Annotated in this window: 29 protein-coding genes; 9 read left to right on the plus strand and 20 right to left on the minus strand. The window is 64.9% G+C overall.

Annotated elements, in window-relative coordinates:
• Window positions 1-75 precede the first annotated feature (75 nt).
• The 7 genes from VPA02S_RS31250 (at window position 76) to VPA02S_RS03565 (ending at window position 3,296) form a co-directional block, all read left to right on the plus strand.
• Entirely contained in the window at window positions 76-921 is an 846-nt protein-coding gene (locus VPA02S_RS31250; protein ID WP_081247488.1) for a ParA family protein, read from the plus strand.
• Entirely contained in the window at window positions 918-1,457 is a 540-nt protein-coding gene (locus VPA02S_RS03550; protein ID WP_155736549.1) for a hypothetical protein, read from the plus strand. Before VPA02S_RS31250 ends, VPA02S_RS03550 begins: the two co-directional genes overlap by 4 nt.
• Window positions 1,457-2,203, plus strand: coding sequence for a hypothetical protein (locus VPA02S_RS31670; protein WP_155736550.1), 747 nt, complete (start codon window positions 1,457-1,459; stop codon window positions 2,201-2,203). Before VPA02S_RS03550 ends, VPA02S_RS31670 begins: the two co-directional genes overlap by 1 nt.
• Window positions 2,204-2,321: 118 nt before the next feature.
• Window positions 2,322-2,501: a DUF3606 domain-containing protein gene (locus VPA02S_RS03555; RefSeq protein WP_062362165.1), complete on the plus strand. Its 180-nt coding sequence runs from the start codon at window positions 2,322-2,324 to the stop codon at window positions 2,499-2,501.
• A complete protein-coding gene (locus tag VPA02S_RS31255; protein WP_081247489.1) occupies window positions 2,501-2,746 on the plus strand; it encodes a hypothetical protein in 246 nt (81 codons plus the stop codon). The genes VPA02S_RS03555 and VPA02S_RS31255 overlap by 1 nt, the downstream gene beginning before the upstream one ends.
• A 5-nt stretch (window positions 2,747-2,751) precedes the next feature.
• Window positions 2,752-2,982 carry a hypothetical protein gene (locus VPA02S_RS03560; protein ID WP_155736551.1) on the plus strand — a complete coding sequence of 77 codons (231 nt, stop codon included), beginning with the start codon at window positions 2,752-2,754 and terminating at the stop codon, window positions 2,980-2,982.
• Between the two features lie 2 nt (window positions 2,983-2,984).
• The gene (locus VPA02S_RS03565; RefSeq protein WP_062362179.1) at window positions 2,985-3,296 is read left to right on the plus strand and encodes a hypothetical protein; all 312 of its coding nucleotides are present in this window, start codon (window positions 2,985-2,987) and stop codon (window positions 3,294-3,296) included.
• Here the strand turns inward: VPA02S_RS03565 and VPA02S_RS03570 are convergent.
• Both VPA02S_RS03570 and VPA02S_RS03575 read right to left on the minus strand, forming a co-directional pair.
• Window positions 3,246-3,983, minus strand: a complete 738-nt coding sequence (locus VPA02S_RS03570; protein ID WP_062362181.1) for an SOS response-associated peptidase — start codon at window positions 3,981-3,983, stop codon at window positions 3,246-3,248. The genes VPA02S_RS03565 and VPA02S_RS03570 overlap by 51 nt on opposite strands.
• A gap of 47 nt (window positions 3,984-4,030) precedes the next feature.
• A complete protein-coding gene (locus tag VPA02S_RS03575) occupies window positions 4,031-4,219 on the minus strand; it encodes a hypothetical protein (protein WP_062362183.1) in 189 nt (62 codons plus the stop codon).
• 28 nt (window positions 4,220-4,247) lie between these two features.
• Here VPA02S_RS03575 and VPA02S_RS03580 point away from each other — a divergent pair, with 28 nt between their 5' ends.
• Window positions 4,248-4,775, plus strand: a complete 528-nt coding sequence (locus tag VPA02S_RS03580; RefSeq protein WP_155736552.1) for a hypothetical protein — start codon at window positions 4,248-4,250, stop codon at window positions 4,773-4,775.
• Between the two features lie 102 nt (window positions 4,776-4,877).
• Here the strand turns inward: VPA02S_RS03580 and VPA02S_RS03585 are convergent, their stop codons facing one another.
• Entirely contained in the window at window positions 4,878-5,069 is a 192-nt protein-coding gene (locus VPA02S_RS03585; RefSeq protein ID WP_244883481.1) for an HNH endonuclease, read from the minus strand.
• On the opposite strand from VPA02S_RS03585, the gene VPA02S_RS32160 reads away from it, so the two are divergent.
• Complete coding sequence (locus VPA02S_RS32160; RefSeq protein ID WP_244883497.1) at window positions 4,974-5,216, plus strand: hypothetical protein; 243 nt, start codon at window positions 4,974-4,976, stop codon at window positions 5,214-5,216. The two genes, VPA02S_RS03585 and VPA02S_RS32160, sit on opposite strands and share 96 nt — an antisense overlap.
• A gap of 139 nt (window positions 5,217-5,355) precedes the next feature.
• On the opposite strand, the gene VPA02S_RS03590 is transcribed toward VPA02S_RS32160, so the two are convergent.
• The 17 genes from VPA02S_RS03590 to VPA02S_RS03670 all read right to left on the minus strand — a co-directional run bounded on the left by VPA02S_RS03590 (window position 5,356) and on the right by VPA02S_RS03670 (window position 22,165).
• Complete coding sequence (locus VPA02S_RS03590) at window positions 5,356-5,910, minus strand: hypothetical protein (protein WP_062362188.1); 555 nt, start codon at window positions 5,908-5,910, stop codon at window positions 5,356-5,358.
• Complete coding sequence (locus tag VPA02S_RS03595; protein WP_062362191.1) at window positions 5,907-6,491, minus strand: glycoside hydrolase family 19 protein; 585 nt, start codon at window positions 6,489-6,491, stop codon at window positions 5,907-5,909. Before VPA02S_RS03595 ends, VPA02S_RS03590 begins: the two co-directional genes overlap by 4 nt.
• A complete protein-coding gene (locus VPA02S_RS03600; protein WP_062362194.1) occupies window positions 6,488-6,880 on the minus strand; it encodes a hypothetical protein in 393 nt (130 codons plus the stop codon). The genes VPA02S_RS03595 and VPA02S_RS03600 overlap by 4 nt, the downstream gene beginning before the upstream one ends.
• On the minus strand, window positions 6,870-7,238 hold the full coding sequence (locus VPA02S_RS03605) for a hypothetical protein (protein ID WP_062362196.1): 369 nt from the start codon (window positions 7,236-7,238) through the stop codon (window positions 6,870-6,872). Before VPA02S_RS03605 ends, VPA02S_RS03600 begins: the two co-directional genes overlap by 11 nt.
• A gap of 18 nt (window positions 7,239-7,256) precedes the next feature.
• Window positions 7,257-7,490: a hypothetical protein gene (locus VPA02S_RS03610; RefSeq protein ID WP_062362199.1), complete on the minus strand. Its 234-nt coding sequence runs from the start codon at window positions 7,488-7,490 to the stop codon at window positions 7,257-7,259.
• Between the two features lie 2 nt (window positions 7,491-7,492).
• The gene (locus tag VPA02S_RS03615) at window positions 7,493-9,382 is read right to left on the minus strand and encodes a hypothetical protein (protein WP_062362201.1); all 1,890 of its coding nucleotides are present in this window, start codon (window positions 9,380-9,382) and stop codon (window positions 7,493-7,495) included.
• Window positions 9,375-9,785, minus strand: a complete 411-nt coding sequence (locus VPA02S_RS03620; RefSeq protein WP_062362203.1) for a hypothetical protein — start codon at window positions 9,783-9,785, stop codon at window positions 9,375-9,377. Before VPA02S_RS03620 ends, VPA02S_RS03615 begins: the two co-directional genes overlap by 8 nt.
• The gene (locus VPA02S_RS03625; protein ID WP_062362206.1) at window positions 9,782-11,173 is read right to left on the minus strand and encodes a hypothetical protein; all 1,392 of its coding nucleotides are present in this window, start codon (window positions 11,171-11,173) and stop codon (window positions 9,782-9,784) included. Before VPA02S_RS03625 ends, VPA02S_RS03620 begins: the two co-directional genes overlap by 4 nt.
• 1 nt (window position 11,174) lies before the next feature.
• The gene (locus tag VPA02S_RS03630; protein ID WP_062362209.1) at window positions 11,175-12,377 is read right to left on the minus strand and encodes a hypothetical protein; all 1,203 of its coding nucleotides are present in this window, start codon (window positions 12,375-12,377) and stop codon (window positions 11,175-11,177) included.
• A gap of 20 nt (window positions 12,378-12,397) precedes the next feature.
• On the minus strand, window positions 12,398-15,982 hold the full coding sequence (locus tag VPA02S_RS03635; protein ID WP_062362212.1) for a hypothetical protein: 3,585 nt from the start codon (window positions 15,980-15,982) through the stop codon (window positions 12,398-12,400).
• A complete protein-coding gene (locus VPA02S_RS03640; protein WP_244883366.1) occupies window positions 15,979-16,377 on the minus strand; it encodes a hypothetical protein in 399 nt (132 codons plus the stop codon). Before VPA02S_RS03640 ends, VPA02S_RS03635 begins: the two co-directional genes overlap by 4 nt.
• A 2-nt stretch (window positions 16,378-16,379) precedes the next feature.
• Window positions 16,380-19,097, minus strand: coding sequence for a phage tail tape measure protein (locus VPA02S_RS03645; protein WP_062362214.1), 2,718 nt, complete (start codon window positions 19,095-19,097; stop codon window positions 16,380-16,382).
• A 107-nt stretch (window positions 19,098-19,204) separates the two neighbouring features.
• Window positions 19,205-19,990: a phage tail tube protein gene (locus VPA02S_RS03650; protein WP_062362217.1), complete on the minus strand. Its 786-nt coding sequence runs from the start codon at window positions 19,988-19,990 to the stop codon at window positions 19,205-19,207.
• A 12-nt stretch (window positions 19,991-20,002) separates the two neighbouring features.
• Window positions 20,003-20,416: a hypothetical protein gene (locus VPA02S_RS03655; protein WP_062362220.1), complete on the minus strand. Its 414-nt coding sequence runs from the start codon at window positions 20,414-20,416 to the stop codon at window positions 20,003-20,005.
• Window positions 20,416-20,718: a head-tail joining protein gene (locus tag VPA02S_RS03660; RefSeq protein ID WP_062362222.1), complete on the minus strand. Its 303-nt coding sequence runs from the start codon at window positions 20,716-20,718 to the stop codon at window positions 20,416-20,418. Before VPA02S_RS03660 ends, VPA02S_RS03655 begins: the two co-directional genes overlap by 1 nt.
• Before the next feature lie 10 nt (window positions 20,719-20,728).
• Window positions 20,729-21,742 (minus strand): major capsid protein, encoded by a 1,014-nt coding sequence (locus tag VPA02S_RS03665; protein WP_062362225.1) that lies wholly within the window; start codon window positions 21,740-21,742, stop codon window positions 20,729-20,731.
• 45 nt (window positions 21,743-21,787) lie between these two features.
• Window positions 21,788-22,165, minus strand: coding sequence for a head decoration protein (locus VPA02S_RS03670; RefSeq protein WP_062362228.1), 378 nt, complete (start codon window positions 22,163-22,165; stop codon window positions 21,788-21,790).
• Between the last annotated feature and the right edge of the window lie 3 nt (window positions 22,166-22,168).

Raw genomic sequence — 22,168 nt, forward strand, 5'->3', positions numbered from 1 at the left:
TCGCAGACACGCACGCAACATCGTCAGGGCGCCGCTTTACTTGCGTTAGGATCGCCCGCTAAGAAGGAGTTCCCGATGTCCGCCGCCAAAATTGTCTCGTTGATCAACATGAAGGGCGGCGTCGGAAAGACGACTCTTGCGGTAGGGCTCGCATGGGAGCTGGCAAAAAGAAATCGGGTCTTACTGGTCGACATTGACCCGCAATTTAACGCCACTCAATGGATCGTTGATGCGCCCACCTATCTCACTTGGGTGAGGCAAAAACATACCATCCTGAATGTTTTCATGCCGACATCTATGTCAGCATCAGGAGCCAGCACAGGGAATCAACCTGCAGCCAGCAAACCAACGGACAAGACCACTCTCATTCCCGTTAAAAAGAATGGTACGACCCTACACATCCTCCCGTCCATTCTGGATTTGATGAAACTGGATGCTGCGCCGCGCGGCACAGAAAATCGACTGCGAGTTTTTCTCGAAAAGGTCCGAGGAAATTTCGACTACATACTGATCGATTGCCCTCCGACCGCATCCCTTTTTAGCTACAGCGCCTTTTTAGCGTCGGATGCTTATCTCGTCCCCGTCAAGCCCGACCCGCTATCGGTGCTGGGACTCCCGCTTCTTGAGCGCGCAATGCTCGACTACGAAGAGCGATCAGGACAAGAGCTTCCGCGTTTAGGCCTTGTGTTTACGCAGGTTAGGCCGACCGAGTCCATGACCGCAACAATGCAGCAAGTCCGAGATAGTTACCCGGGGGAAGTTTTCCAAAATACGATTCACCAGACTACAGGTGTCGCAGAGGCAGTGGAGGCCAATATGCCTTTGCAGTACTTTGAAAAGGGGGGGAAGTTTCCAGAGGTCAAGCTCGCTCTCACTAACATCTGCGCGGAGTTTGTAAAGCGCGTCAAGGAACAGCTTTGAACAATTTAAGCCCTCGCCAGAAATACCTCTACCTCGTTGCCAAACTATATGAATTGGCAGCCGAGTTCACGGACGCTGATCTATTAGCGATGAGAGACGGCCTCTCGTCAGCGAATGAGCGGGGTATTCGAATGGCAATCGATGCGTTGATGCAGCTGCACCAGTCGAACGGAGGACGCCGTCAGGCCTCGGGCAAGGCGGTCGCAGCAGAGCCGGTCATACACCTCGAGCCTGATCGGCCCAAGTTGTCCACGGCACAGCTCAGAAACCGCGGCAACTTCCTAAGGTCACTTCACGAGATCTTCGCCAACAAGGCGATGTTCCCGAGCATCAGTGACATTTCTTCGGTTGCGCCTGCGGCATTGCAGCCACGCCCCAAGGAATCGCGGGATCGATATATCGGCCGGGTGGTTGATCTTGCTACGATTCTTCCGGAGAAGGAGCTTGAAGCGTTTCAACTCCGCCTCGCCGAAAAGTTGAATGGAAGCCCAAACAACTTCATCGGCCAATGGAAAAAACTCATTAAGGAAATGTAGTGAGCAGGCTTGCGCCGACTCCGTCAACTACCGGCACGCAAATCAAAAGCGACTTCAAAGCTTATTGGGATGCTGCAGAAAAAAGCCGCCTTCATGATCCCGCGCGACAGCGAGCAGTTATCGCCTCTGCCCACAAATACGCGATGTGCTTTCTGTATTTTGCGCGCGCAATGGGCGCCCTGGAGCCACATCAGCGCATATTCTTTCAAGAGCTCTCTTCTGATGCCATTCATTTGGTCCACGTCTTAGTCGGCGGCGACGCACGCGGAGCAAGATTCTACCTGCGCAGTGTCATAGAAAATTTCTGGAGACATCACTACTTCCGAGACCATCCGGTCGAATACGAATGGCTACACACGCGAGACAAGTACCATCAGGAAATGAAAAACCTACGAGAGCACTGTAGCTGGCTCACGTGTTTTCAAGGAGATTTAAAATCTCTGATGACCAGTCTCCCGCAGCGGTATGCTGAGCTGTCAACAGCCGTACATAGCACTTCATCTAGAACATTGGTCTTACGAGAAACCCTCAACGACATCCGCCTTTTAAATGACCAAGGGGCAGCGATTTTCAAGGACCTTCTTGCGGTTCAGAAAGTCTGTTTGGCTCTGTGCATCTTTTCGGAAAAAGAGATATTTTTGGGTTTGCACGTCAATGTACAAGAGTACCTGATGCAGGCGCTTTCAGCTGGACAACGAACTCTTGTCAATAAGGCTTTGCAGAAGGCAGAAGCACCCGCTGCATAGCCAGCCTCCGTAGGAGAGCCGCCGTCAGCAAAAGACGGCAAATGAGCATAGCCGTCATCCGGTGCCGGCGTCATCGTGGCTTTGCGACGGGCCTTCCGCGCGTTGACCGGAGAATCAGATGACCGATGACACCAAAAAGACCGGGCTGGACCGCAAGCTCATCTCGCTCGAGGAGCCGCACGAATTGCGCTCATGGACCGAGTCGCTCGGCTGCAGCGAAACTCAGCTGCGCGACGCCGTGAAAGCTGTTGGCAACTCCGCCGAGGCCGTCCGAAAGTACCTAGCCGGGGACAGGTGATGTCCCACGTTCGCCGGATCTCAGTTCACGTAGACGAACCGGATCCGGGGCACTACTACTGGGTGCTCATGGAGGAAGGCGACGACGCCTCGCATTGGCTTGAGCTCGACGCGGCAGAGGAACCTTATGAAATGTGGCTCGATGCACTCAACGATGGCGTGCAGGCATTGGTGCGCTACGCGCCAGACGAGCGCATCGGTCCGCGCGCCCCGGGCGACGACGAAGACACCAGCCCAGTAGGATAGGGCCCATGTGGAAGCCCAAACCAGCGACGAAGTTCGACGTCGGTCTCCCCCTTGATGTGGCGTGGATCAATGAGTTTAGCCGCGCCTACTACGAGCTGTGCGAAGGACGCGCGGATCACGAGTTCATCTATGCGCTTGCCGAACGCCTGATGCCGATCGGCGTGAGCATCGACCCACGCAAGGTTGCCGAGCTGGCGAGCTTCGCAGTGACGTTCGAGATGCCAGGCGAGGGATAGGCATGGCCACGAAACGCGCGAAGGCGACCACTCCGCTGCGCCGCATCTCGGTCTACGTCGAAGAGCCAGAGGCAGGCTGGTTTCAATGGGTGCTTGCCGAAGCTGCCGAAGGCCTCTCGATCTGGCACGACCTGAATGCCGCCGATGAATGGCAGCCCACGTACAGGGAAGCCATGGCCGAAGGCCTGCTCGCGCTGCAGGAGATGATCGATGATCTCGACCAAGGGCCGCGCGAGGAGCCTCCCGAGCCGAAGAAGAAGGCCTCAGCTGCTTTCGGCTTCGGGTTCGGGCTTCCCAAGTTCGGCGGCGGCTGATGCCGGCACCGGACCCGCGTCGAACAGTTCGACCGGCGGCACCTTCAGCATTGCCCTCGCCTCCTCGACCGTGCAGGTCAGCCAGCGGTCGAAGTCGTGCACCTCGAGCGGGATCAGGCTTCGCTTGTCCTGCTGATCAACCGGCAGCTTCGGATCGGGCTTGTGCATCCGGCCCATCAGCGGGTGGCCGTCAGCGTTGAGCGTGAGCATGGTGTAGTTGTCCCAGACCTCTCCCGTCTCCTTGTCGATCCAGGTGTTCCACAGGCCCGCCAGGCCCCACGGCGCACCATCGGCGCGGCGGAACCTCCACCAGACGTTCTTTCCGGTTTCCCAATTCGGCTCATCGAAGCTCGCGGCCGGGATGATGCAGCGCTTGCCGCGGGCCCAGGCGTCCTTGTAGGTCGGCGACTTCTCCATGCCTTCAGTGCGCGCGTTGACCGTGCTCAAGCGCGTGCCGCGTGCCGTGGTCGGCACATGGGTTTTGGACCAGGGCGGAATCATGCCCCACTGCCCCACGACGAGCTCGCGCGCGTACTCCACCTCATCGGCCCGGCGGATGAAGCTGGCCAGCGACAGCGGAAATACCGTTAGCAGGTGCTCCCAGTCCTTGCGCTGGTTGGACCTTCGGTCGATGCGCCAGACGGCCTCGATCTCGCGCTCTTCCGGGGAGATGTAACGGGTGCACATGGAGCGGATTCTGCGACGCAACTTGAAAAACAGCGAGGTCGCTCGGTCTACTCGAGATCGTTGATCGGGCGTAGCCAATCGAGCGCCGCCGACCCAGGATCCATCGCGCGCAGGCGCGGAACCTGCGCCAGGTCGCGCGCGACTTCCTCGAGCTGCTCGGGGTCCACCGTATGCCACTGCCGCTGCAGCCGGTGGGCGCACGCAGCGATCCACAAGTTGTCCGGCACGTTTTCCATGGGTTGAATACTACTGTATATTTAAACAGTGTCAACCAAAGTACTGTACGAGGTGTTCCGCACGCGCTTCGAGGGCAACACTCTGCCCTCCAAGGAAGCGGTGCGGCACACGCGCGCCGTCGGCGACTTGGTCTACATCGAGCGCGTGCCCTCCCCTCGGCATGGCGCCGGCATCTGGACGGCCATGCTGCTGCGCGCTGACGAAGAGACGTACATCATCCCGGTACTGGATCGGGCGCGCCTACGCAAGATCAACGGCGGCATCTTGATCAGCGGCATCGAGGTGGTGCCGCGCGGCCGCGGCATGAAGAACATCCGGTCCGACAACTATCCGCAGACCTGGTGGTGCCGGCCCGTCGTGATCACGCACAGCGTCTTCGAGGACGATCCTATCGGCCATGCCGATCCTGCAGAGTCGCGCCGCCAAGCCAGAGAGCGCGAGTTGACCACATCGCTTGAGGCCCAGAAGATTGCGGAGATCATCACCCGGCGGCCGATGCGCCGAGTCCCTTACGACCCACGAACAGCATCGGGCCGTTCCCCGGGCTACTTCTAGGCAACCACAAACGAAAATCCCGAACTCGAAGGCTGGGCGCGCTTCGGATGATGTTCGCAGCGTCCGCCTCAGAGGGGCTTTTAGCAACTCGCAGACAAGCGCCTAGCTCCCAGCGTGCTGGTGCCATAGACCAGCGGCCACGCACAAAAGCACGAAGGTCTCGTAGGTCTGCGCATCAGGGGCCTTGGGGAACATGGCATGACGCTGGTTGTTGCAGAACGCGCAGGCCGCAACGATATTAGCCGGGGTGTCCTGACCACCATCACACTGAGCATGGAGATGCTCGGCGGTCAGTTGGAAAAGGCCCAGGTGGTGCGCCGAAATTCCGTGCCGCTTTCCGAAGGCTGCTGGCTTACGCAGCCACATGGGGTGCTTGCAATAGAAGCACAGGCGGCCTTGCGCGCTGAAGGCCCACTTTCTGAAAGTGCGAAGAGCGATTGAATCCGTCATAGGGTTCCACGTTGAAGTGATCCCCCGTTGACGCTTGGCGCAGCTCGGGCGCCAGCGGCTCGACCGACTGGCGATGCGCCGACATCGCATCGGCGCTGTCGGGATTCTCAGGCCCCGAACACGCCGCAGTTTACCGCGGCGCCGGCGCTATGAGTGCACGATCGTTGCCTACGATGCCCAGCAGCACCCCTAGTTCGGCGTCTCGCTGTTCAACAATGAGTCGACCGTTTCGAAGTAGCTCTGCACCTCGCGCAGCCAGGTCGCCGAGGACCGCGGATCGATCCTCGACACGCTGGCAGGCAGCGGGGTCGCTTGCGGCTTGGTCCCGATCACGGGAGGCGTAGGCGGCGAATTGCTTGCGCATCCGCTCAGCATCGCCAGCAGCAGCGCGGCGGTGGCCATCGAGCACGGCCATATTCTTTTCGTAGGCATCGACGTTTTCCTGTTGAGCTTTGGCATGGGCGGCTTGCATCGCGAGCACGCGCTGCAAGTCTTCGAGCGCGGCAAGCGCGCGGCGGGTGTTCTCGGCCTGACGGTCGAGCTTTTCGTCGGAGACGGCTTTTTGTACCCTGGACACGTCGGCCTTCGCCTTCAGCACCTGTGTGCGCTCGATGCCTGTCACGCCGAGCGCAAGCGCGAGCAACAGCGCCCAGAGCCACGAAGGCACGATGTCGAGGAACTTCATTGGCTCAGCACCCTGTACGCACGCGCGGTGATCGCCTTGCGCTCTGCGAGCTTCAGACGTGCGGGACCATTTACGGGACCGGTCACGTCGTAGACATCGCCCCGCTCGGCCGCCGGCAAACAGTCCTTGAACACCGCGAAAAACCAGCACGCCGACTGCGCCGCATATTGCGGCTGCAGCAGCAGTTCGGGATTGCGGCGGAAGTCAGCGCCGAGCGCATGGCCGGCGGCGATATAAGCATCTTCCCAGGTGAGCTGGATGAGGCCGCGCCCATGGAAGCCCTTGTAGCGAAGCATGCTCAGCCCTCGGGGGTTGCGCACGTACTCTTCAGCCCGGTAGCCGCCCTTGACGAACAGGCTCGGGAAGATCTCGCGCAGCCGCGCCGGCGTCGTGTAGTTGAGGTTCTCTTCGACCTTCTGCAGCGCGTCGGATTCGATGGCGAGCTGCCCGAAGAAAACCGCCATTGCGTTGACGGAGTGAATGCCGAATCGGTTCATTCCGTCCGCCAGGTGCAGGGTGTAGCGCTCGGCGTCGGCGCGCGCGGCGCCGGTGCAGTCGATGAGGGTTTGCGTGTCGATCATGGTTTCTTCAGTTCCTTCGCCGCGGTCTTCGCGGCCTGGTTGGCGGTTTGTGCAGCGGTCTGCGCCGTGGTCGCGGCCTCGCCCGCGGTCTGCGCAGCGCTCGCCGCGGTGTCGGCGGCGCGGTTGACGCGGCCCGTCAGCGAAGAGAGGCGGTCGCCGAAGGCCTCGCGCAGCCGGGCAATCTCCGCGAGGTGGTCCTCCCGCTGGCGCGTCATCTGCACTTCGGCCGTCCGGGCGGCCCAGAAGTAGCCCGAGCCGAAGCCGCCGAGGAACAGGCTTCCGACGACGCCCACGGTTTCGAAGAACCGGCGCCACTGGCGCGGCGGGCGCACGCGCGGCAAGACTTCGAGCGCCGCGCGATCCGAATCAATGTGCGAATCACTGTGCATGCAGTTGCTCCTTCAGTTGGCGGACCTGATCGCGCAAAGAACTCAGCTCGGCCGTCTGCGCGGCAAGCGTGTCGTTCATGGCCTTGATCTGCCCCTTCATTTCCCACAACTCTTTCAATGCTTCGTTGCGCTCGGCCGCGAACTTGTCGGCCCGCTCTTCGGCCTTCACGCGCGCGGCGCGCTCGCCTTCGAGCAGTTCCTTCCACGTCCCCAGGGCCGCAATCTGGCCCTCGCTGTCGGCCCGTTCCTTTGCGTCGGTCGGCTGCTGCTTGCGCCACACCTGATAGCCGCCGGCGGCCGAGAGAATGAGGAATGCAAGCTGTGCAATCGGATTGCCGGCGATGTCGCCCATGTCCATGAATGACCTCTTCTCTCTTCAGATTTGGAATTGCACGAGCGGCATGTCGGCGGGCGCGTCGCCTTCGATCACGCCATCGCGGACGAACACCTCGGCACCGATGGCGCGCCCGCCGGCGCCGCGCGCCGTGAGCACGCCGCCGCCAGGAAGCACGAGCCGCGCGATGTCGCCATCGACGGCCGTCACGGTCGCGATCTGCAGCGGCTTGGCCGGCAGCAGCTCAAGGAATGCGCTGTAGAGGTTGCGTGCCATGCTCAGGCCTCCACATGGGTTTCGACGGTGAGCGTCTGACGCAACGTCGGCCATGCCTCATCGAGCGCGATGCTGCGCACAAGGCCGAGGCGCACGGCGTCGCCGCCGTCGTAGCTGACCAACGAGCCAGGCAGGATCAAGCCCGTTTCCTGCAGCACCGGCATGCGCAGGCTCACATGCGCCTGCCGCCCCGTGTTGCTCAGCTCGGCCAGGCCGCGCTGCATGACCGCATCGGCGTGCGTCATCAGCGAATGGGTGACCATGGGCGCGTCATAGTCGCCGGCCGTCCCGCTGCGGGTGATGTCGCCTCGCACGCCGCCGCTCGTGGTGCCATAGATGAAGGCGCGGTTGTAGGCCGGCCGCCGAACCCATTCGATGCCTTCGACCGAGACCACATCGGCCGGCAGCACGTAGTCGGGCGTGAGCGTGTGCCACGTCCACGGCGCGGCCGGGTAGCGCGGAAGGATGCGCAGCGTCGGCTCGGTGTTGTGCGGCTGCACGATGGCACCGGCGGCCGTCGCGATGTCCAGCACCGCCGCAATCGGCGTGCCCTGAAAGGCCCACGTCCCGCCAGGCACGAACCAATCACCGATGCGGTAGTCGATGGCCCAGCCGTTGTTAACGCCGTTGATCGTCATGGCGAGCGCCATGAGCTGCGCCGCCGTCCGCCCCGAGGCAGACGCGAAGTTTTGCTCCGACACAAAGGGCTGGTCGAGCAGCGCGGCGCGCCCCTTGCCCCGCACGCGCACCTCCGCGCGCGCAAAGCGTCGATCACGCGCAGGGTTGTCCGCCACGAGCCGATAAGGCACGCCGTTGACCATTGCCAGCAGCTCGGCCGGGTCGCCGTTGCTGTCCTCTTGCACGAGCGGCAGTGCCGAACCCGGCAGCGTGGCGCTCCATTGCCAAGTCCACGAGTCGGCATCGAGCGACATCGAGAAGCCTCGGGCCTCGATGGCTTCGCCGCCATCCACGCGCGTCAGCGCGATGCTGTTTTCCACGGAATAGACCTCCAAGACTGGCACCACGACGGTCTGTCCGGTGCCGGGCGGCGGCCCGTGCCGCTCGCAAAAGAAAATGAGCGTCGTGCTGTGCGTTTGCTTCCCGCGAAACACGAGCGTGGTGTCGGGCACGTGGCAGGGATCGACCTCGGGCGGCACGACGACCGAGCGGCCCGGCAGCGGCGCCATGGCGGCCTGCCAGCGCGCGAGCCATCCGCGCTCGATGAGCTGCGCCACGCCGAAGCCCTCGCCATGCCGATGCACAAGGCCTTCGGCTTCCTGCCAGCTGGAACGCACGGCGCGCCGCAGGCGGCCGGCCTCTTGATACCGGACAGCCAGCGCCGCCGGCGTGAGCTGCTGCGCCGCCTGCCACCGCACGCGCGCGGCATTGCGGACGCGACCCGCTTCCTGCCAGCGCAGCGCGGCCGAGGTCGAGATCGAGCCCGCCGCCTGGTGCCGCACCGCTACCCCATTGCGCGCCCGGCCGGCCTCTTGCCACACCGAGGCCGCGACGCCCGCCCGGATCTCGGCGCGCTGCCACCGCGAAACACGGCCAGCATTCCCGCGCGCTGCGTTCTGGTGCCGTGTCATGATCGCGGTACTGGTGGGCACCGCGACTTGCCACCCGGACGAGACCTTGCCCACGAGCGGCCGCTGCGTGGCGCTGTCATAACGCACGGTGCCGCTCAGCATGAACGGGGGCAATGGGATGCCGCCGGTGGCTGTCGCCACGGGCGGCATGGTGACCATGGCCGCGCCGGACACGAAGAAGCCCGGCAGCGGAATGCGCCCGAGCGCATAGGCCGCGCTACTTGCCGCCTCCGGCTCGCCGAACACGAGAACGTTCGGCGGGCCGCCGGGCGGCGGCCGGCGAAAGATGAGGTCATTAGCCACCGATGACCACCTCGCCGATGAAGAACGTTCCGCCCTGATACAGCTTCGCCTCGGGATCGCCTTCCGGCGGGTTCTGCACCACGAGCTTGACCTGCCCCGCTCCGCTCGGCCCGCTCATGCTGAAGTCGGCCACCCATGTGCCGCCGGCCACTTCGAGCCGCCCCCATGTTGCGATGCCCGTCGCGACGGCCAGGTCGCCCGCCGTGTCGGCCTGCGCGAGCGAGAGCCGACCGTTCTCCACGACGCCCGCAGGCAATGCGAGCACGGCCGCGGCCAGCAAGGTGGTGCCGGCGCCGCCTTCGGCCGGCTGCGCACCGCCGAATACGAGGAAACGCGCGCCCTCGCCGAGGTAGGCCAGGAGGCCCGGCCCGGCCAACATCGCGTTGATAGCGAGCACGTTCATGGCATCAGCTCCACCTTGCCATTGGCAAGGGTCAGGCCATCGGTGACAACTGCGAGCTTTCCGTGCGCCAGGTAGTACGCCAGCACGGTGTAGCTCTGCAGCTCATCGATGTACTGGAAGTCATAGCTTCCATCGGCACCGCTCCACAGCTCGCGCACCACCAAACCGTCGACATCCCGCATCAGGCGTACGCGGCATGAATAGGGCTTGTTGAGCGGGCTCACATAGTCGAGCGTGAAGCCTCGCACACGGCCGATGCCCTGACCCAGTATTCCCGTGACGTAGTCGGGCCGCGCGCGCTGACGGTAGGTACGCAGACTGGCGCCCGGGTAGGCGGGCGTCATGCCGAGCGACGCAATGGCCACCGGCTTCTGCAGGCGCGCGAAGGCCGGCTCAAGCACGATCAGAGGGTGCGTCTCTTCGGGCTCGCGGACCTGCAACTGGTTGAAGTAGGACGTGCCGTTGTAGACACGCACGCCAACCTCTCCTGCAGCGGCGTGTGTAGTGTCCGTGCCCGAGAGCCGCAGCACGTCGTTCACATAGACCTTGTAAGCCGAGCCCACCATGGTCACCCTCAGTTTCACATCCCCGCTTCCGGTCAACCCATGTGCCACCGTTGCGATGGCCGTGTAGCCGGGCGTTGAACTGTTGGTGCCCTTTCCGATGTAAACATTGCCCCCGCCCACGCCGGCCACGTAGCCGAACGTGTCGTTCGCCGCCGCCCAATACGACGTGCGAAAAACGACAGAGGGCTCGCCCAGCAAGTTCACAACCGCGGTGATGTCCACGTCCGCCATGCTGGGCATCGAATCGAAACGCACCTTCACGTCGGTGACTGAGCTGGTGGACAGTTGGAGCCGGTATCCGTTCGCGATGCCGTGGACGACGCCGCCGCCGGTCGAATACACCGTTTCGCCCGCCATGCTCTGATCGCTCCAGCTCTTGTCGAACCGCAGCTTGCCCGTGACAGCGCGCGTGGTGCTGGCCGTCTTGGCCCGTGGCCCTGGCCAGCTGATGCCGATGAATGCGGTGGGATAGCGGTCGGACCACGTCGTACCATCGTCCGACCACTGCAATTGCGCCACCGCCGGAAAGACGAGACTGCTGTCAGCCGAACCCAAGAGGATGTTGGTCACATCCACATCGCCTCCCGCGCCGAAGTCCCACGACAACACCAACGCTCGCGCATCGGTCCAAGCGGCCTCGGTCGCCAGGCTGTTGTCTTTCAAGTCCGCCAGCGCCCCTGACGACGGCGCGATGTTGCTGCTCAGCGCAGCCGCGCCATCTACGCGCGTGGTCTCGCTGAAGAGCTGCAACTCGCTAAGGGCGAGCGCCCCGGCCGCGTAGGGCTCCAAGCCGCGAATGCGCCAGTACCGGTGTGCGGCCATGTCAGCGCCACGGACCCGTCACGTCGACCATGACGATGCCGGCCGTCAAGGCACTCGGCACCGTGTTCATGCTGGCGGTCGAGCCGACACTGGTCATCGCCATGAGCGTGCGACCCGCGAGGACGCCAGTTCCCGGCGTCCTGTCGCCGAGCTTGAACGTGTTCCACGTCCCGCTTTGCGTCAGCGCGTAGAAGCCCGGCAGTTCAGATCGCGGATTCGTGGTGCCGTTCTGGACAAGAATCTTCTTGCAGAGGTACAACGCACCGTCCACCGGATTGGGGAACGCGCCATGGATATCGGTCATTCCGCTGTAGTAGTTGACGATGCCGCCCCCACCCCAGTTTTGTGCGGCATGGATCACCCCGCTGCCGAGGCCTCCGTAAGAGCGCGGGCTCGCGGCCTGCACAAACAGGTTGTTGCCCAGGCACCCGTCAACGCTGGCGGCTGGTGTCGAGTTGGCGCTGTAGCTTAGGAAGGTGGAATACGCGTCTCCCGAGGGGCGCAGCGCAATCGGATCGCCGAAGCCTCGCACCGGTGAGATCGTCTGCGTGGCGCCCTGACTGGTGCCCGCCTGGATCGCGTGATAGAGGGTGCGGCTGTCCGCCACCAAAGCCCATGCCACGGCAGCCGAGGATGCGAGGACGCTCTTGGCCCAATAGCCGCCGCCGTTCATCTGCGCGCTGGTCGGAAAAGGCCCGACGCCGGTGTCGATGTCCGACATCGCTTCGTAGCCGACCATCCGCATCACCTGGGCAGCCGTATCGTCCACGCGAAGGAACATGCCGCTTCCGGCCGGGTCGTTGCTCTTGTAGACCGCCTTGTTGGTGCCGGCGAAAACCTTGCTCCAACCCGCCGGTGCCATCTTCATGGTGATGGCGCCCGAGGCCACGCCATCTGCAGCAGTTGTGGCGAACTTCACCACGCCCGCCGCGGTCGCCGTGACCTTCTGCTCTCCATTGAGCGCCGCGATGCTGCTGCCTGCGATGGTGACCACCGAGTCAACGAACGCGCTGTGCGTGCCAGTGAAAGAACCGGTCGCCACGCCCCCGGCAACGACGAGCGAAGTCAGGTTCTTGGTATCGAAGCCGGTCACCAACAGCGCGTCCAGCCAGGCGATGCCCGAGCCGGCCACGCCGCTGACGGGGGGCGCGCCGACCATGGCGCTGGTGAACGGTTTGACAGAGGTGTCTACGACGGAAGTCATGGGAAATTTCCTTGCTGGATTCAGGGACGGTCCACACCGATGCGCACGAGCAGCTCGAACGAGTCATCGAGCACGGTCTCGGCGCCCATCTGCACGGTGCGAATGACGACAAAGGGGAAAGTGGCCGCCACGGTGTTGAAGCGGATGACGGAGCCGGCGGGCCAGCCGCCCGAACCGAAGCCGGCCGCAGGGATGCGCATATACGGCACGCCCGAGGGGCCGACAGGCTCGCAATCGGCCGTGAGACTCTGGCCGGTCACGATCTGTCCGAGGTGCTCGCCGATCAGGCTGTAAGCCGTGCCGCTGCCATTGATCTGGATGCGCCACCGCTCAGTGACGGCCCCCTTGTTCGTGACGGTGATCGGGAAGTCGATGTCGTTGAAAGTCGGGTCGGCGGCATTGCCGATCAAAGCGTCCGACCATGCGCCCGTCCAGCTCTGCTGGTCGAACAGCAGCGAGACACGGGCCTTCACGTCGCCCATGCGCACCGCGCTGCTCACGTAGGTGTCGCCGGCGCTGTAGTCATGCGACAGGCGGCTCGCGAATGACAGGCGCCCATCGATCGACACATCGGTGAGCGTCAGCATGTCCTCGATGGTGTGCTCGTAGACCACCGGCTGCGCGAAGCCCGAGGCATCGGTGATCGTGAGCGTGCCGGCGTCGAGATTGCGCGTGTAGCCGGTCTCGATAGCCAGGCCATCGGATCCGATGAGCCGCGTGCGCGAGAGCCGCTCGCGGCCCGCGTTGAGCGTCTGTCCATTCGACACCACGGCGGCCGGCAGGCGCCTGGTGTTGCCGATGACCGTGAGGCCGCCTTTGCGGTAGATCGGTACGCGGCCATCCGGCGGCAGTCGCACCGGGTCGAGCCCGAGCAAGTTTGCATCCACAGGCAGCGAGGTGGTCGCGACCGCGTTGTAGCGGATCGTGCTGGCGAACACGGGAACCGGCTTCCAGATCTTGCCGTCGCTGCCGACCGCCTCGGGGTCGTACCACGGTTCCGACTCGTGGCCGGCCGCCGTCACCCAATCACCGAAGCGCACCTTGCCGACACCCGTAAAGGCGTCCACGGTGCCGCGCACATTGGCACCGCTGATGAGGCCCGTGAGGTCGGCCGTGACGTTGACCGTGCCGCCGTTGAGCTTGGTCGCCAGGAGCTGCAGCGTGCCCGGCGCAATGGGTGCCACGGGCGTACGAAACACCACGTACTCGACCGGTTGGCCGTTGAGGGCCGTCAACAAGCTGTTCACTGTGACGGTGCTCGACGCCGAAGCCGGCCAGGCGTCGAGACTGGCGGTGTTGGTGGCGTAGTCGTAGGTGCCGGCGTGCGTCGCCGCACCCGTTGCCGGGTCGAGGTCGGTGTAAAGCGCGCCGGCCCGGTCGAAATAGGTCTTCCCGCCCAGCGTGAAATTCACGCTGCCCGGCACGCCGACTTCGCTCGCGTTCGGCAGAAGCTGAATCGAGAGCTTCGGCTGATTGAAGACTTGGCTTTTGGCCGTGCCGGCGCCGGCCACCCGGAAATCGGCCGACACAAGCGCCGAGCTGTCGGCGGGCAGCGTGGCATTTAGCGGGACATAGGTGTAGCCCGTCAGCGTGTTGCGGAAGGCACCCGGCAGGCTCGGCGACAGCACGGTGCCCAAGATGCCGAGCTGGTTCACGGCCCATTGCGGCACCGGCACCGTCACGACCGCCTCGGGGTAGAGCTTGGCGATGCCGGTCGCGTAGGTGATCGTCCCGAACTCGACGCCCAGGCCATCCACCAGCTTGCCATCGCCGTTGTCGGTGATGGTCTTCGTGGAAGCGAAGTTCTGCGGCACCCACATGTCCGCCGGCACGCCGCCGGTGGACAGCAGCACGAGATTCCAGCTCAAGGCCAGCGAACGCGGCGCGATGTTGGTCTTGCCGAGGTTTAGTGTGATACCGCCATCGACATCCCGCGCTGGCGCCGGGAACGCCTTGGTTTCCGGCGAGCCATGGGTGTAGCCCACCGTGAATGCGACCGACGACGCCGGCAGCGTGTTCGGCTTCAGGTCGATGGTGCTGGTGGCGTAGCTGACCGGCCCCGTGCCGTCACCTGTGAGCGCGCCGCTGCCGTTGTCGCTGGCGTGCCGGGCCGCACCGTCATTCCAGTCCAGCGTGATGGTGCTGGCCTGCGCGGCGGCATTGTCGAGCGCCAGGCGGATCAACACGGCGGCGGGCAGCACGCCGCTGCGGTCGCGGTAGTTGGCCTTCGCGCCCCAGAAGTACAGCACCTCGCTGCCCACATCCGGCAGCACGCCCAGCGTCGGCGCGACGGTGCCGGTAGCGTAGTCCACCGTGCCCGAGCCGATGCTCGAATCCGCGCCGCGCAGCCGGCCGGCGCCGTCATCGGCCAGCTCGTACCAGTTGGCGCCGGCGCGGTAGGCGACGCGCAGCGTGCCAGGCGCGGGCGGGGGAAGGATGGTCAGCGGATAGTTGACGCGGCGGTTTTCCGCAGTGACCGCGATGGACGCCGAATCGGCCAGCTCAATTGGCGCCGCGGCCGGGCCGAAGGTGATGGCTTTCGCGCCACCGATCTGCGGCGCGTCGCTCGCAAAGGTCAGCGTGCCGCCGACATAGGAAGCCGTGCCGATGGTGAGCGCGCCGAGCTTGAGGCGGCCGCCGTCGTCGGTGATGGTGCCAGCGGCGGTCGCAATCGACAGCGTGCCGGCGTAGAAGGGATTGCCGAGCGTGAGCGTGGCATTCGGCCCGAACAGCGCGCCGGTGGTCAGCGTGACAGTGCCGGCACCCGAGCGAACGAGCGCGATGGACGAGCCGGCCGCCGAGGTGTCGGTGATCGAGATCTCGGTGGTGGAGGTCGGCGCGATCTGCGTGTCGATGCGGTCCACCTTCACCGACAGGTCGCCGGTGGTGGCGTTGACCACCAGCCGGGCGACGCCGTAGAAGCGTGCCGCGTCGGCCACCAGCATGCGGTTGATCGCCGCCGCGGTCGGCGTGCGCTCGAAAAGACGATTGGCTCCGGTGCCGGTGTAGTCGTGCTTGAGGCCGTCCTGCAGCTCGCAGACGCAAACTTGCGCCGGGTAGTCCACAAACCCATTGCCTGTGGAATAGCTGTAGGTGCGGGCTTCAACCTTCACTGCAGTGAGGCGCACGGCCTCGCTCACGCCGCCGCCGCTGATCTGCAACGTGCTGTTCACGTTCGGCGGCGTCGCGCCGGGCCGCTGGAAGATCAACATCGAGCGCTGGCCCTGCACATGGTTCGCGAGCAGGTAGCCGGTGAATTCCTCGCCCGGGGTCGTGTAGGCCTCGATGCGGCTCTGAATCGCGGCGCGGCGGTCGAAGAAGTCGTTCGTGACGAACAGCGTGGCCGACACGTTCGGGTCGAGCGGCGGCCGGGCGATGACGACGGTGCCCCCGAGCGCGGTATCGGTGTTGAGCGTCTGCACAGTGGCCGCCACCTTCATGATGGACACGTCGCCCTGTGCGCGGTCCACCTCGCTGATGTCTTTGAAGATGGCATTGCTCTTGCCGTCCGGGATGACGGACGAAGTCGGCGCGCCGCCGCCCTCGGGCACGTCGTCCATGACTTGAGCCGCCACGAGCTTGATATCGGATTCGAGAATGGTCATACGGTGATGAGTCGCACGGTGGCGACATAGGGGTAGTCGGCGGCGGGCAGCTCGGGGCGCGCGATGGGCTCACCCGAGACAGGCAGATCCACGGGCGCAAACTTCACGTTGAAGACGCGGCCATCGGCCAGGGTCAGGACGTGGGTGTCGAACAGCGCGGTGTCGGCCAGGGCGACCAATTGCTCGAGAGGTTGGCGTCTGATCCAACCCGCGTCCTGCTGGCCCTGCAGCGTGATCGGGCGGCCCTTCTTCTTCAGGCCACCATCGAGCAGCAGCGCGCCGGTGGTCGAGCGCTCGGAGGCTCGCTCGTAGGCGCTCCATGCGAACTCATCCACCCAGACCATGCCGCGGGGGATCTGGATAGCGCCGAGCGTGTGAAACTTGGTCGTTGCCACGGTCAACCCCTCGAAGCGCTGCCGCGCGCGGCGCGCAGTTCGGTGAACAAACCTTCGATGGCGCCGGCGCCGGCGGGATCGGTGTTGACGGTGCCCAGGTCGCGCCCGTTGAGGTTCAGTTCGAGCCGCACCGTGCGGCCGCTCTCGGGCCGCGGGATCGTGGTCGGCACGCCGGCGGCCGGCCCGTCCTGCCCGAAGGTGATCTTCTCGGCGGCCTTGAGCAGCGCAAAGCTCAGCGTGTCGCCGCCGTATTTCTTCTGGCCGGGGTTGTTGAAGAACTGGACGTTCCCCTTCTCGTCGGCGAATTCGCGGGCGATGCGGCGCGCGGTCGCGTCGTCGTTGACGCCGGCGTTCTTCAGGAACGCGGCGATGCCGGTCAGGGTGCCCAGGTCGCTGCCAGCGTTGACGGTCTTCCCGTTCTTGTCGATGGAGAAGCCGCCGGCATCGCGGCCGAGGCGCTTGTTCTCAAGGGCGTTCTCGCGCTCTTTCAGAGCGTTTGCCTTCTCGCGTGCCTCGATGTCGCGCTCGCGTGCGTTCGTGACCTCGCGCAGCGCGCCAGCCAGGCCATGGGCCGACTGCATTGCGTCGTTCTGTGCATCGCGCAGCTTGACTGTGGAGCGCCCCGCGCCGTCGAGCACGATCTCGAAACCGCGCATCGCAGCCTGCGCCTGCACCCAGCCGGGAGCAATACCATTGCCGGCAGCAATCGCGGCCTCCGCCGCCCTCTTCCAAGCCTCGCCGAGGCCGATGGCGGTAGCCTGACCACTGTCGCGAATGATCTCGTAGTCGCGAAGTGCGGTCCGGGCCGCAACCTCGAGCGATGCCTTCGTCTCGATGCCCGCACGGGAGAACGCCGCGGCAATCTCGAGGGCTGCCTGCTCTTGAGCCTTGCTGTTCTCTTTGGCCGAACTGGCGGCCGCGAGATTGGCCTTCTTCAGCTCATCAAGCTTCTGAGTAGCGAGCTCAAGGTTGCCGGTCGCGATGGCCTGCGCGTATTCCGCCCGCAGGCGCTCAACTGTTACGCGGGCTTCTTCCGCCTTCACTCGCTGCAGTTCGGCGGCGCCAGCGGCCTTCTGCCCGGCGTCCTGCGCGCTGTCGCCTGCGGCCTTCATGTCCGCAGCCATGTTCGTGAACGCTGCCGCACTGCTGGCGGCGGCCGCAGTCGTTGCCTCAGCGCTGCCGGTCAGGCCCGCCCAGCCGGCGCGCGCCTGTTCGGCACCCTCTGCGGCGCGGTCGAAGGCTTCGCCCGCCTTCGCGCCGAACGCATCAGCCACGGCTCCGGTGGCCTCGGCCGAGAGCCGCACCTCATCGGCGGCAGCCTTGAACGCGGCCGAGAGGCTGCCGAAGGTGATCTTCGCCAGGCCGGCAATGATGGTGGCAAGGCCCGTCTGCACCGCGCTTACCACGGTGGCCATAGCCTCGGCTTGCTTGTAGATGGCCGCCAGGACCACGTTTGCGCCGGCCACCATGACGCCCCATACCGTTTGCACGATGTTGCCAGTGGTCTGCGCCTTCTGGCCGAAGCTGTCGAGCAGCGCGCCGATGCGCTCGGCGAAGGCCTGCGCACGCGCGGTGACTGCGGCGAAATCGACGGTGCCGAGAAACTCGCGCACCCACTTCATGCCGCTCTGGAATGCGGACGCGATGGCCGAACCGAAGCGCCCGATAGTGCCGTCTGCAACCGCTCCGCGCAGCGCTCCCGCGAGCTGCTCGACGCCTTCTTTCAGCACCGGCAAAACCGGCGTTGTCAGCGCGTTGGTGGCTGAGTCCCACGCGGTGCGCAGGCTTGCGAGCGCGCCGTTGAGGTTGGCCTGCATGATGGCCGCCGTGGCCGCAGCGCTGCCACCAGCATCCTGCAGCGACTTCTTCAACTCATCGAGCTTGCCGACACCCTGGTTCAACAGAGCACGCAATGCCGGGCCGGCCTCCTGTCCCACCGCAGCGATAGCACGCTGACCAGCCGGCCCGGCCGCGGCAAGCTCGTGCAGAGCCTTCTCGAAATTGGTCGACGTAATCCCGGCCGCGGCCAGTTCCGTGCGGAACTTGCTGGCCGGGTCGGAGAACTGCGCGAGGATGCTGTTGAGGGCAGTACCTGCGCGGCTGGCGTCAATGCCAGCGTCGGCGAACTTGCCGATGATCGCAACAGTGAACTCGAGGCCGAGGCCGAGCGTGTTCGCGAGGGGGGCCGCGTAACTGAGCGCCTGCGCCAGGCCGGTCACGCTGGTGTTCGTCGCATTAGCGCCCTTTGCGAGCACGTCGGCCACCCGCCCCGACTCCGTGAACGACAGACCCAGGCCGTTGACGATCTTGGTCAGGTACTCCGCCGAACCTGCAAGTTCGATGTCGCCAGCGCGAGCCAGCTGCATGGCAGCGGGCAGCGTGGCGATGGCGTCCTTGACACTCAGACCCGCTTTCGCCAGGTTTTCGAGAGCGCCCGCCGCCTCCGACTGAGTGAAGTTGAAACGGGTGTCGGCCGCAGCGTCAACAGCCGCCTTGCGCAGCAGCCGCATTTCCGCCGCGGTGGCGCCCGTGGCCGACTGCACGCGGCTGAGCGCTTGCTCGAGGTCGGCACCGCCCTTGACCCAACCCGCAAAGGCCTGGATGCCGAAATAGCCGGCCACCAGTACCGCGAACGCGATCACGCGCTGCTGCAGCTTGTCGAACACCGAGGACGCGTTGTCCTTGGCATTGATGAGAATCTGAATCGGCTTAATGGCCACAGGGAGAGAGGGTCAGGTGGGTGGGGCGATGGCGGCGGATGGAGCCTCTGCGCGAAGCCGCATGCGTCACCACGCCCCCGCGGCAATGCGCGGGGACGGGCGTTCGATCAGGCGACCGGTCGGCCTCCGACGTAGACCGCCTCCGCGTTCGCGGACTTGAGAACGTCAACGTCGAACTCGACCTTCACGAACTCGACTTCGTTCGACACGATGGGGAGGTCGCCGGACGGTGTGAGGCTGCAGCGCGGCATGTACCAGTCCTTGTTGCTGCCTGCCGCGTTGTCCGCGACCACCCGGATGGCCGAGAGGAAGGACGTGTTGCCGCCGGTCTTGAGGCGCGTGTACGAACCGGCCACCGGCGTATAGCCGAACTGCACGACGCCTGCCGCGATGCCGCCGCCGGCAATGATCTGTACCGCGCCGGTTTCGGGGTCGACGTTGAAGTCTTCTCCCGCCACATAGGGCGTGGTGCCGTCTTCGGACTTGACGGTCACGGCAGTGACATTGCGCACCCCGATGGGGTTCGCCGCCGTCTGGCCGAGCTGATAGATCTTGCCGGGCACGACGGTGCGCAGCTCGGCAGTGACCGCCACGGCAGCCTGCACCACGACTTCACTCGTGGCGGCAAGGAAACGCTGATAGGTCGCCATGCTCATGTTGTTGCAGGTGATCTTGGCGGTTCGCTTGACCTTGCCGGTCAGCGTGCCGATGAGTTCGCTGGCCGCGCTCTCGGCCGAGAATTCCTCGGCCTTCTCCGAGTCGATGGTCAGGACGAAGGCCGGGCAGTTGCCCATTTCTTCTTCGCCCGTGAGTTCCTCGAGGGCGTTCATGATGTCCAGGCGAAGCCGGCCGCGAGGGGCCGACAGTTCCGTCTTGGTGTGCGAGATAGGCATAACGATGTCCTTTCAGGGTTGCCCGTCGAAGCGGGCGGAAGTAGAAAAAGCGAGTTCGATCCCGACAAGGCCGTTCTCGAGAAAAGGTGGCGGCTTCACGCGCACCAGCTGAAGACGCTCCCAGCGCCTGCCGGTGACCTGCCCAGGCGCCCAACCGTGAAGCGCCTCTATAACGAGCGCGAAGGCGCTGTCGAGCTGCGGCGCAGCCTCTGCATCAGCGCGCCTGCCAACGAGCGTGACAAGCCACAACGGCCGCACCAGCACGCCCGGCACTTCGCTTGCCGGCACATCCGCATCACCAAACATCACGGATGCAAAGAGGTCGGGCTCCCGCTTTCCGGCGTCGGAGAACATGCCTTTCACGGTCCAAGCTACGGCCAGGCTCGCGCGCAGCCGCTCCACGATTGCAGGTTCGAGCGCCAGCATCAGAGGCTCCCAAGCACGAGGCGGATGAATCCGGCGCCATCGGGCTCCGCAGTCACTACCTCGTAGCTGCGCCCGCGCAGAACGATGGTGTCTCCGCGCTCGACATTCGCGAGCAGCTCGGCAGCCCCGCTGCATTCGGGAGCGCTGGCGTCGATCTGCCCGTCGAAGGACTGGGCGGACGGCACATCGAAGATGACCGGCACGTCGACGCCCGCCACCGTGGCGATGGCGTTCGCCAGGTGGCCGAGCACCCCGGCATCCACCATGGCTTCGATCTCGGCGAAGCGCGCGCGTGCGGACATGCTCAGGGCCTCAGCGAACCTTGGCCGACATCGAGGCGTTGACGCGGTACGGCACCGGCAGCGGGGCCGATTGCAGCAGCAGCAGGCGCACGGCCGGGTCCTTTTCGACCCACGACTTCGAGAAGTACGGCATGGCCTGGAACCCGGACTCTTCGTCCTTGATCGCTCCATAGGCGCGGGTGCCCTCGAGGTCCGGACTCGTGATGAGCACCGTGTTGTCGGGCAGGTACGGGGTCAGCGCGCCCGAGTCCGGGTCTTCATACCATCCGGCATAGACCCAGATATCGAAGTCGCCGATGTTGCCCATGTAGCGACCGCCCTCGCCGGTCACGGTCGCGTTGAGCTTGTCGGCGCCGCGGAAGCGGTCGAGCAGCTTCTGCACCGAAGGCGCAGCGCTGAAGAGCTGCCAAGCCTTCACGTCCATGATGAGCGTGTTGCCGGCCGCGCCCGAGTGCTGCGTCACGCCCATCGACCACGCCTGCACGTCTTCGAGCGGGTCGACGCCGGCTTCGCCCCAGCGGTCGCCCGCCAGGAGCTCGACGGTCAGGTCTGCATGGCGGCCGAAGTCCACGACCACGGTCGGATATTGTTCGCCCTTGACAGTGACCTTCCCGGTACGCAGCGCTTCCACGGCCATGACTTCCTGACGGCGAGCGAGCATCTCGAGTTGATCCTGCAGATCGGTGGCGAGCAATGCCTGCAGACGCTGCGCGGGCGTCAACTCGCCGCCGATGCGCTCACCGATGGCGCGCTTGAACGGGCGCGAACTGTCGAAGACACGCTTGTCCTTGATGTAGGCGGGCTTGAAGGTCTTCGTGACGAAGCCCTTCGACTGCACGACCTTGCCGGCCACGATGGGCGCGACGAACGGCGCCAGGCGGCGGCGACCGTTCTCCACATCGAAGTGGATTTCCTCGCTCGTCTCGGTCTGCATGGCCGTGAAGAACGAATTGAGGATGAACGGCGCGGGGGCCGGAAGCTCGGCGATCACACGCGCGAGGACGCCGATGGAAAAAATGTCCATGAAAGTTGCTCCTGATTGAGAGGTTGGATTGCTGGGTGCTGGCCGTCAGGCCACGTCGACCAGCAAGGTGATGCCCTTGGTGCGCAGGGCTTCGGTGATGCTGGCAACGGTGTGGCCCGCGCCGAGCACGAGCGCGCTCGTGTTGAAGTCGCCGCGTGCATAGCCGAGCGCCTCCCGGTCGCCCGCGGTGGCGTCTACCGTTTCGGCCAGGATCAGGTCCGGCTCTTCGCTGCCATCGGTGGCGGCCGAGGCGCTGACGGTGTGCTTCTTCGAAGCGGCGATGACGCCGAGCACCGTGCCGGCCGCGTAGACCGCGCCGGCCAGCAGCGTGACCTTGCGGCCCACCAGCAGGTGGGCGTTGCCGGCCACGAGCACCTTGGAGGCAGAAACGCCCTCCGTCGAGAAACTTGGGCGATAGTTCATGTT

It is taken from the genome of Variovorax paradoxus NBRC 15149, from assembly GCF_001591365.1.
In the GTDB taxonomy this organism is placed as follows: Bacteria; Pseudomonadota; Gammaproteobacteria; order Burkholderiales; family Burkholderiaceae_C; genus Variovorax; species Variovorax paradoxus.

Excerpts from the sequence above, each read along its gene's own strand:
- VPA02S_RS03610 (WP_062362199.1), bottom strand. The coding sequence starts at position 7,490 with ATGGCACGCAACCTCTACAGCGCATTCCTTGAGCTGCTGCCGGCCAAG.
- VPA02S_RS03630 (WP_062362209.1), bottom strand. The coding sequence starts at position 12,377 with ATGACTTCCGTCGTAGACACCTCTGTCAAACCGTTCACCAGCGCCATG.
- VPA02S_RS32160 (WP_244883497.1), top strand. The coding sequence starts at position 4,974 with ATGACGCTGGTTGTTGCAGAACGCGCAGGCCGCAACGATATTAGCCGG.
- VPA02S_RS03620 (WP_062362203.1), bottom strand. The coding sequence starts at position 9,785 with ATGAACGTGCTCGCTATCAACGCGATGTTGGCCGGGCCGGGCCTCCTG.
- VPA02S_RS03635 (WP_062362212.1), bottom strand. The coding sequence starts at position 15,982 with ATGACCATTCTCGAATCCGATATCAAGCTCGTGGCGGCTCAAGTCATG.
- VPA02S_RS03605 (WP_062362196.1), bottom strand. The coding sequence starts at position 7,238 with ATGGACATGGGCGACATCGCCGGCAATCCGATTGCACAGCTTGCATTC.
- VPA02S_RS03590 (WP_062362188.1), bottom strand. The coding sequence starts at position 5,910 with ATGAAGTTCCTCGACATCGTGCCTTCGTGGCTCTGGGCGCTGTTGCTC.
- VPA02S_RS03665 (WP_062362225.1), bottom strand. The coding sequence starts at position 21,742 with ATGGACATTTTTTCCATCGGCGTCCTCGCGCGTGTGATCGCCGAGCTT.
- VPA02S_RS03595 (WP_062362191.1), bottom strand. The coding sequence starts at position 6,491 with ATGATCGACACGCAAACCCTCATCGACTGCACCGGCGCCGCGCGCGCC.
- VPA02S_RS03660 (WP_062362222.1), bottom strand. The coding sequence starts at position 20,718 with ATGTCCGCACGCGCGCGCTTCGCCGAGATCGAAGCCATGGTGGATGCC.
- VPA02S_RS03565 (WP_062362179.1), top strand. The coding sequence starts at position 2,985 with ATGGCCACGAAACGCGCGAAGGCGACCACTCCGCTGCGCCGCATCTCG.
- VPA02S_RS03600 (WP_062362194.1), bottom strand. The coding sequence starts at position 6,880 with ATGCACAGTGATTCGCACATTGATTCGGATCGCGCGGCGCTCGAAGTC.
- VPA02S_RS31250 (WP_081247488.1), top strand. The coding sequence starts at position 76 with ATGTCCGCCGCCAAAATTGTCTCGTTGATCAACATGAAGGGCGGCGTC.
- VPA02S_RS03575 (WP_062362183.1), bottom strand. The coding sequence starts at position 4,219 with ATGGAAAACGTGCCGGACAACTTGTGGATCGCTGCGTGCGCCCACCGG.
- VPA02S_RS03650 (WP_062362217.1), bottom strand. The coding sequence starts at position 19,990 with ATGCCTATCTCGCACACCAAGACGGAACTGTCGGCCCCTCGCGGCCGG.
- VPA02S_RS31255 (WP_081247489.1), top strand. The coding sequence starts at position 2,501 with ATGTCCCACGTTCGCCGGATCTCAGTTCACGTAGACGAACCGGATCCG.
- VPA02S_RS03625 (WP_062362206.1), bottom strand. The coding sequence starts at position 11,173 with ATGGCCGCACACCGGTACTGGCGCATTCGCGGCTTGGAGCCCTACGCG.
- VPA02S_RS03655 (WP_062362220.1), bottom strand. The coding sequence starts at position 20,416 with ATGCTGGCGCTCGAACCTGCAATCGTGGAGCGGCTGCGCGCGAGCCTG.
- VPA02S_RS03570 (WP_062362181.1), bottom strand. The coding sequence starts at position 3,983 with ATGTGCACCCGTTACATCTCCCCGGAAGAGCGCGAGATCGAGGCCGTC.
- VPA02S_RS03560 (WP_155736551.1), top strand. The coding sequence starts at position 2,752 with ATGTGGAAGCCCAAACCAGCGACGAAGTTCGACGTCGGTCTCCCCCTT.
- VPA02S_RS03555 (WP_062362165.1), top strand. The coding sequence starts at position 2,322 with ATGACCGATGACACCAAAAAGACCGGGCTGGACCGCAAGCTCATCTCG.
- VPA02S_RS03670 (WP_062362228.1), bottom strand. The coding sequence starts at position 22,165 with ATGAACTATCGCCCAAGTTTCTCGACGGAGGGCGTTTCTGCCTCCAAG.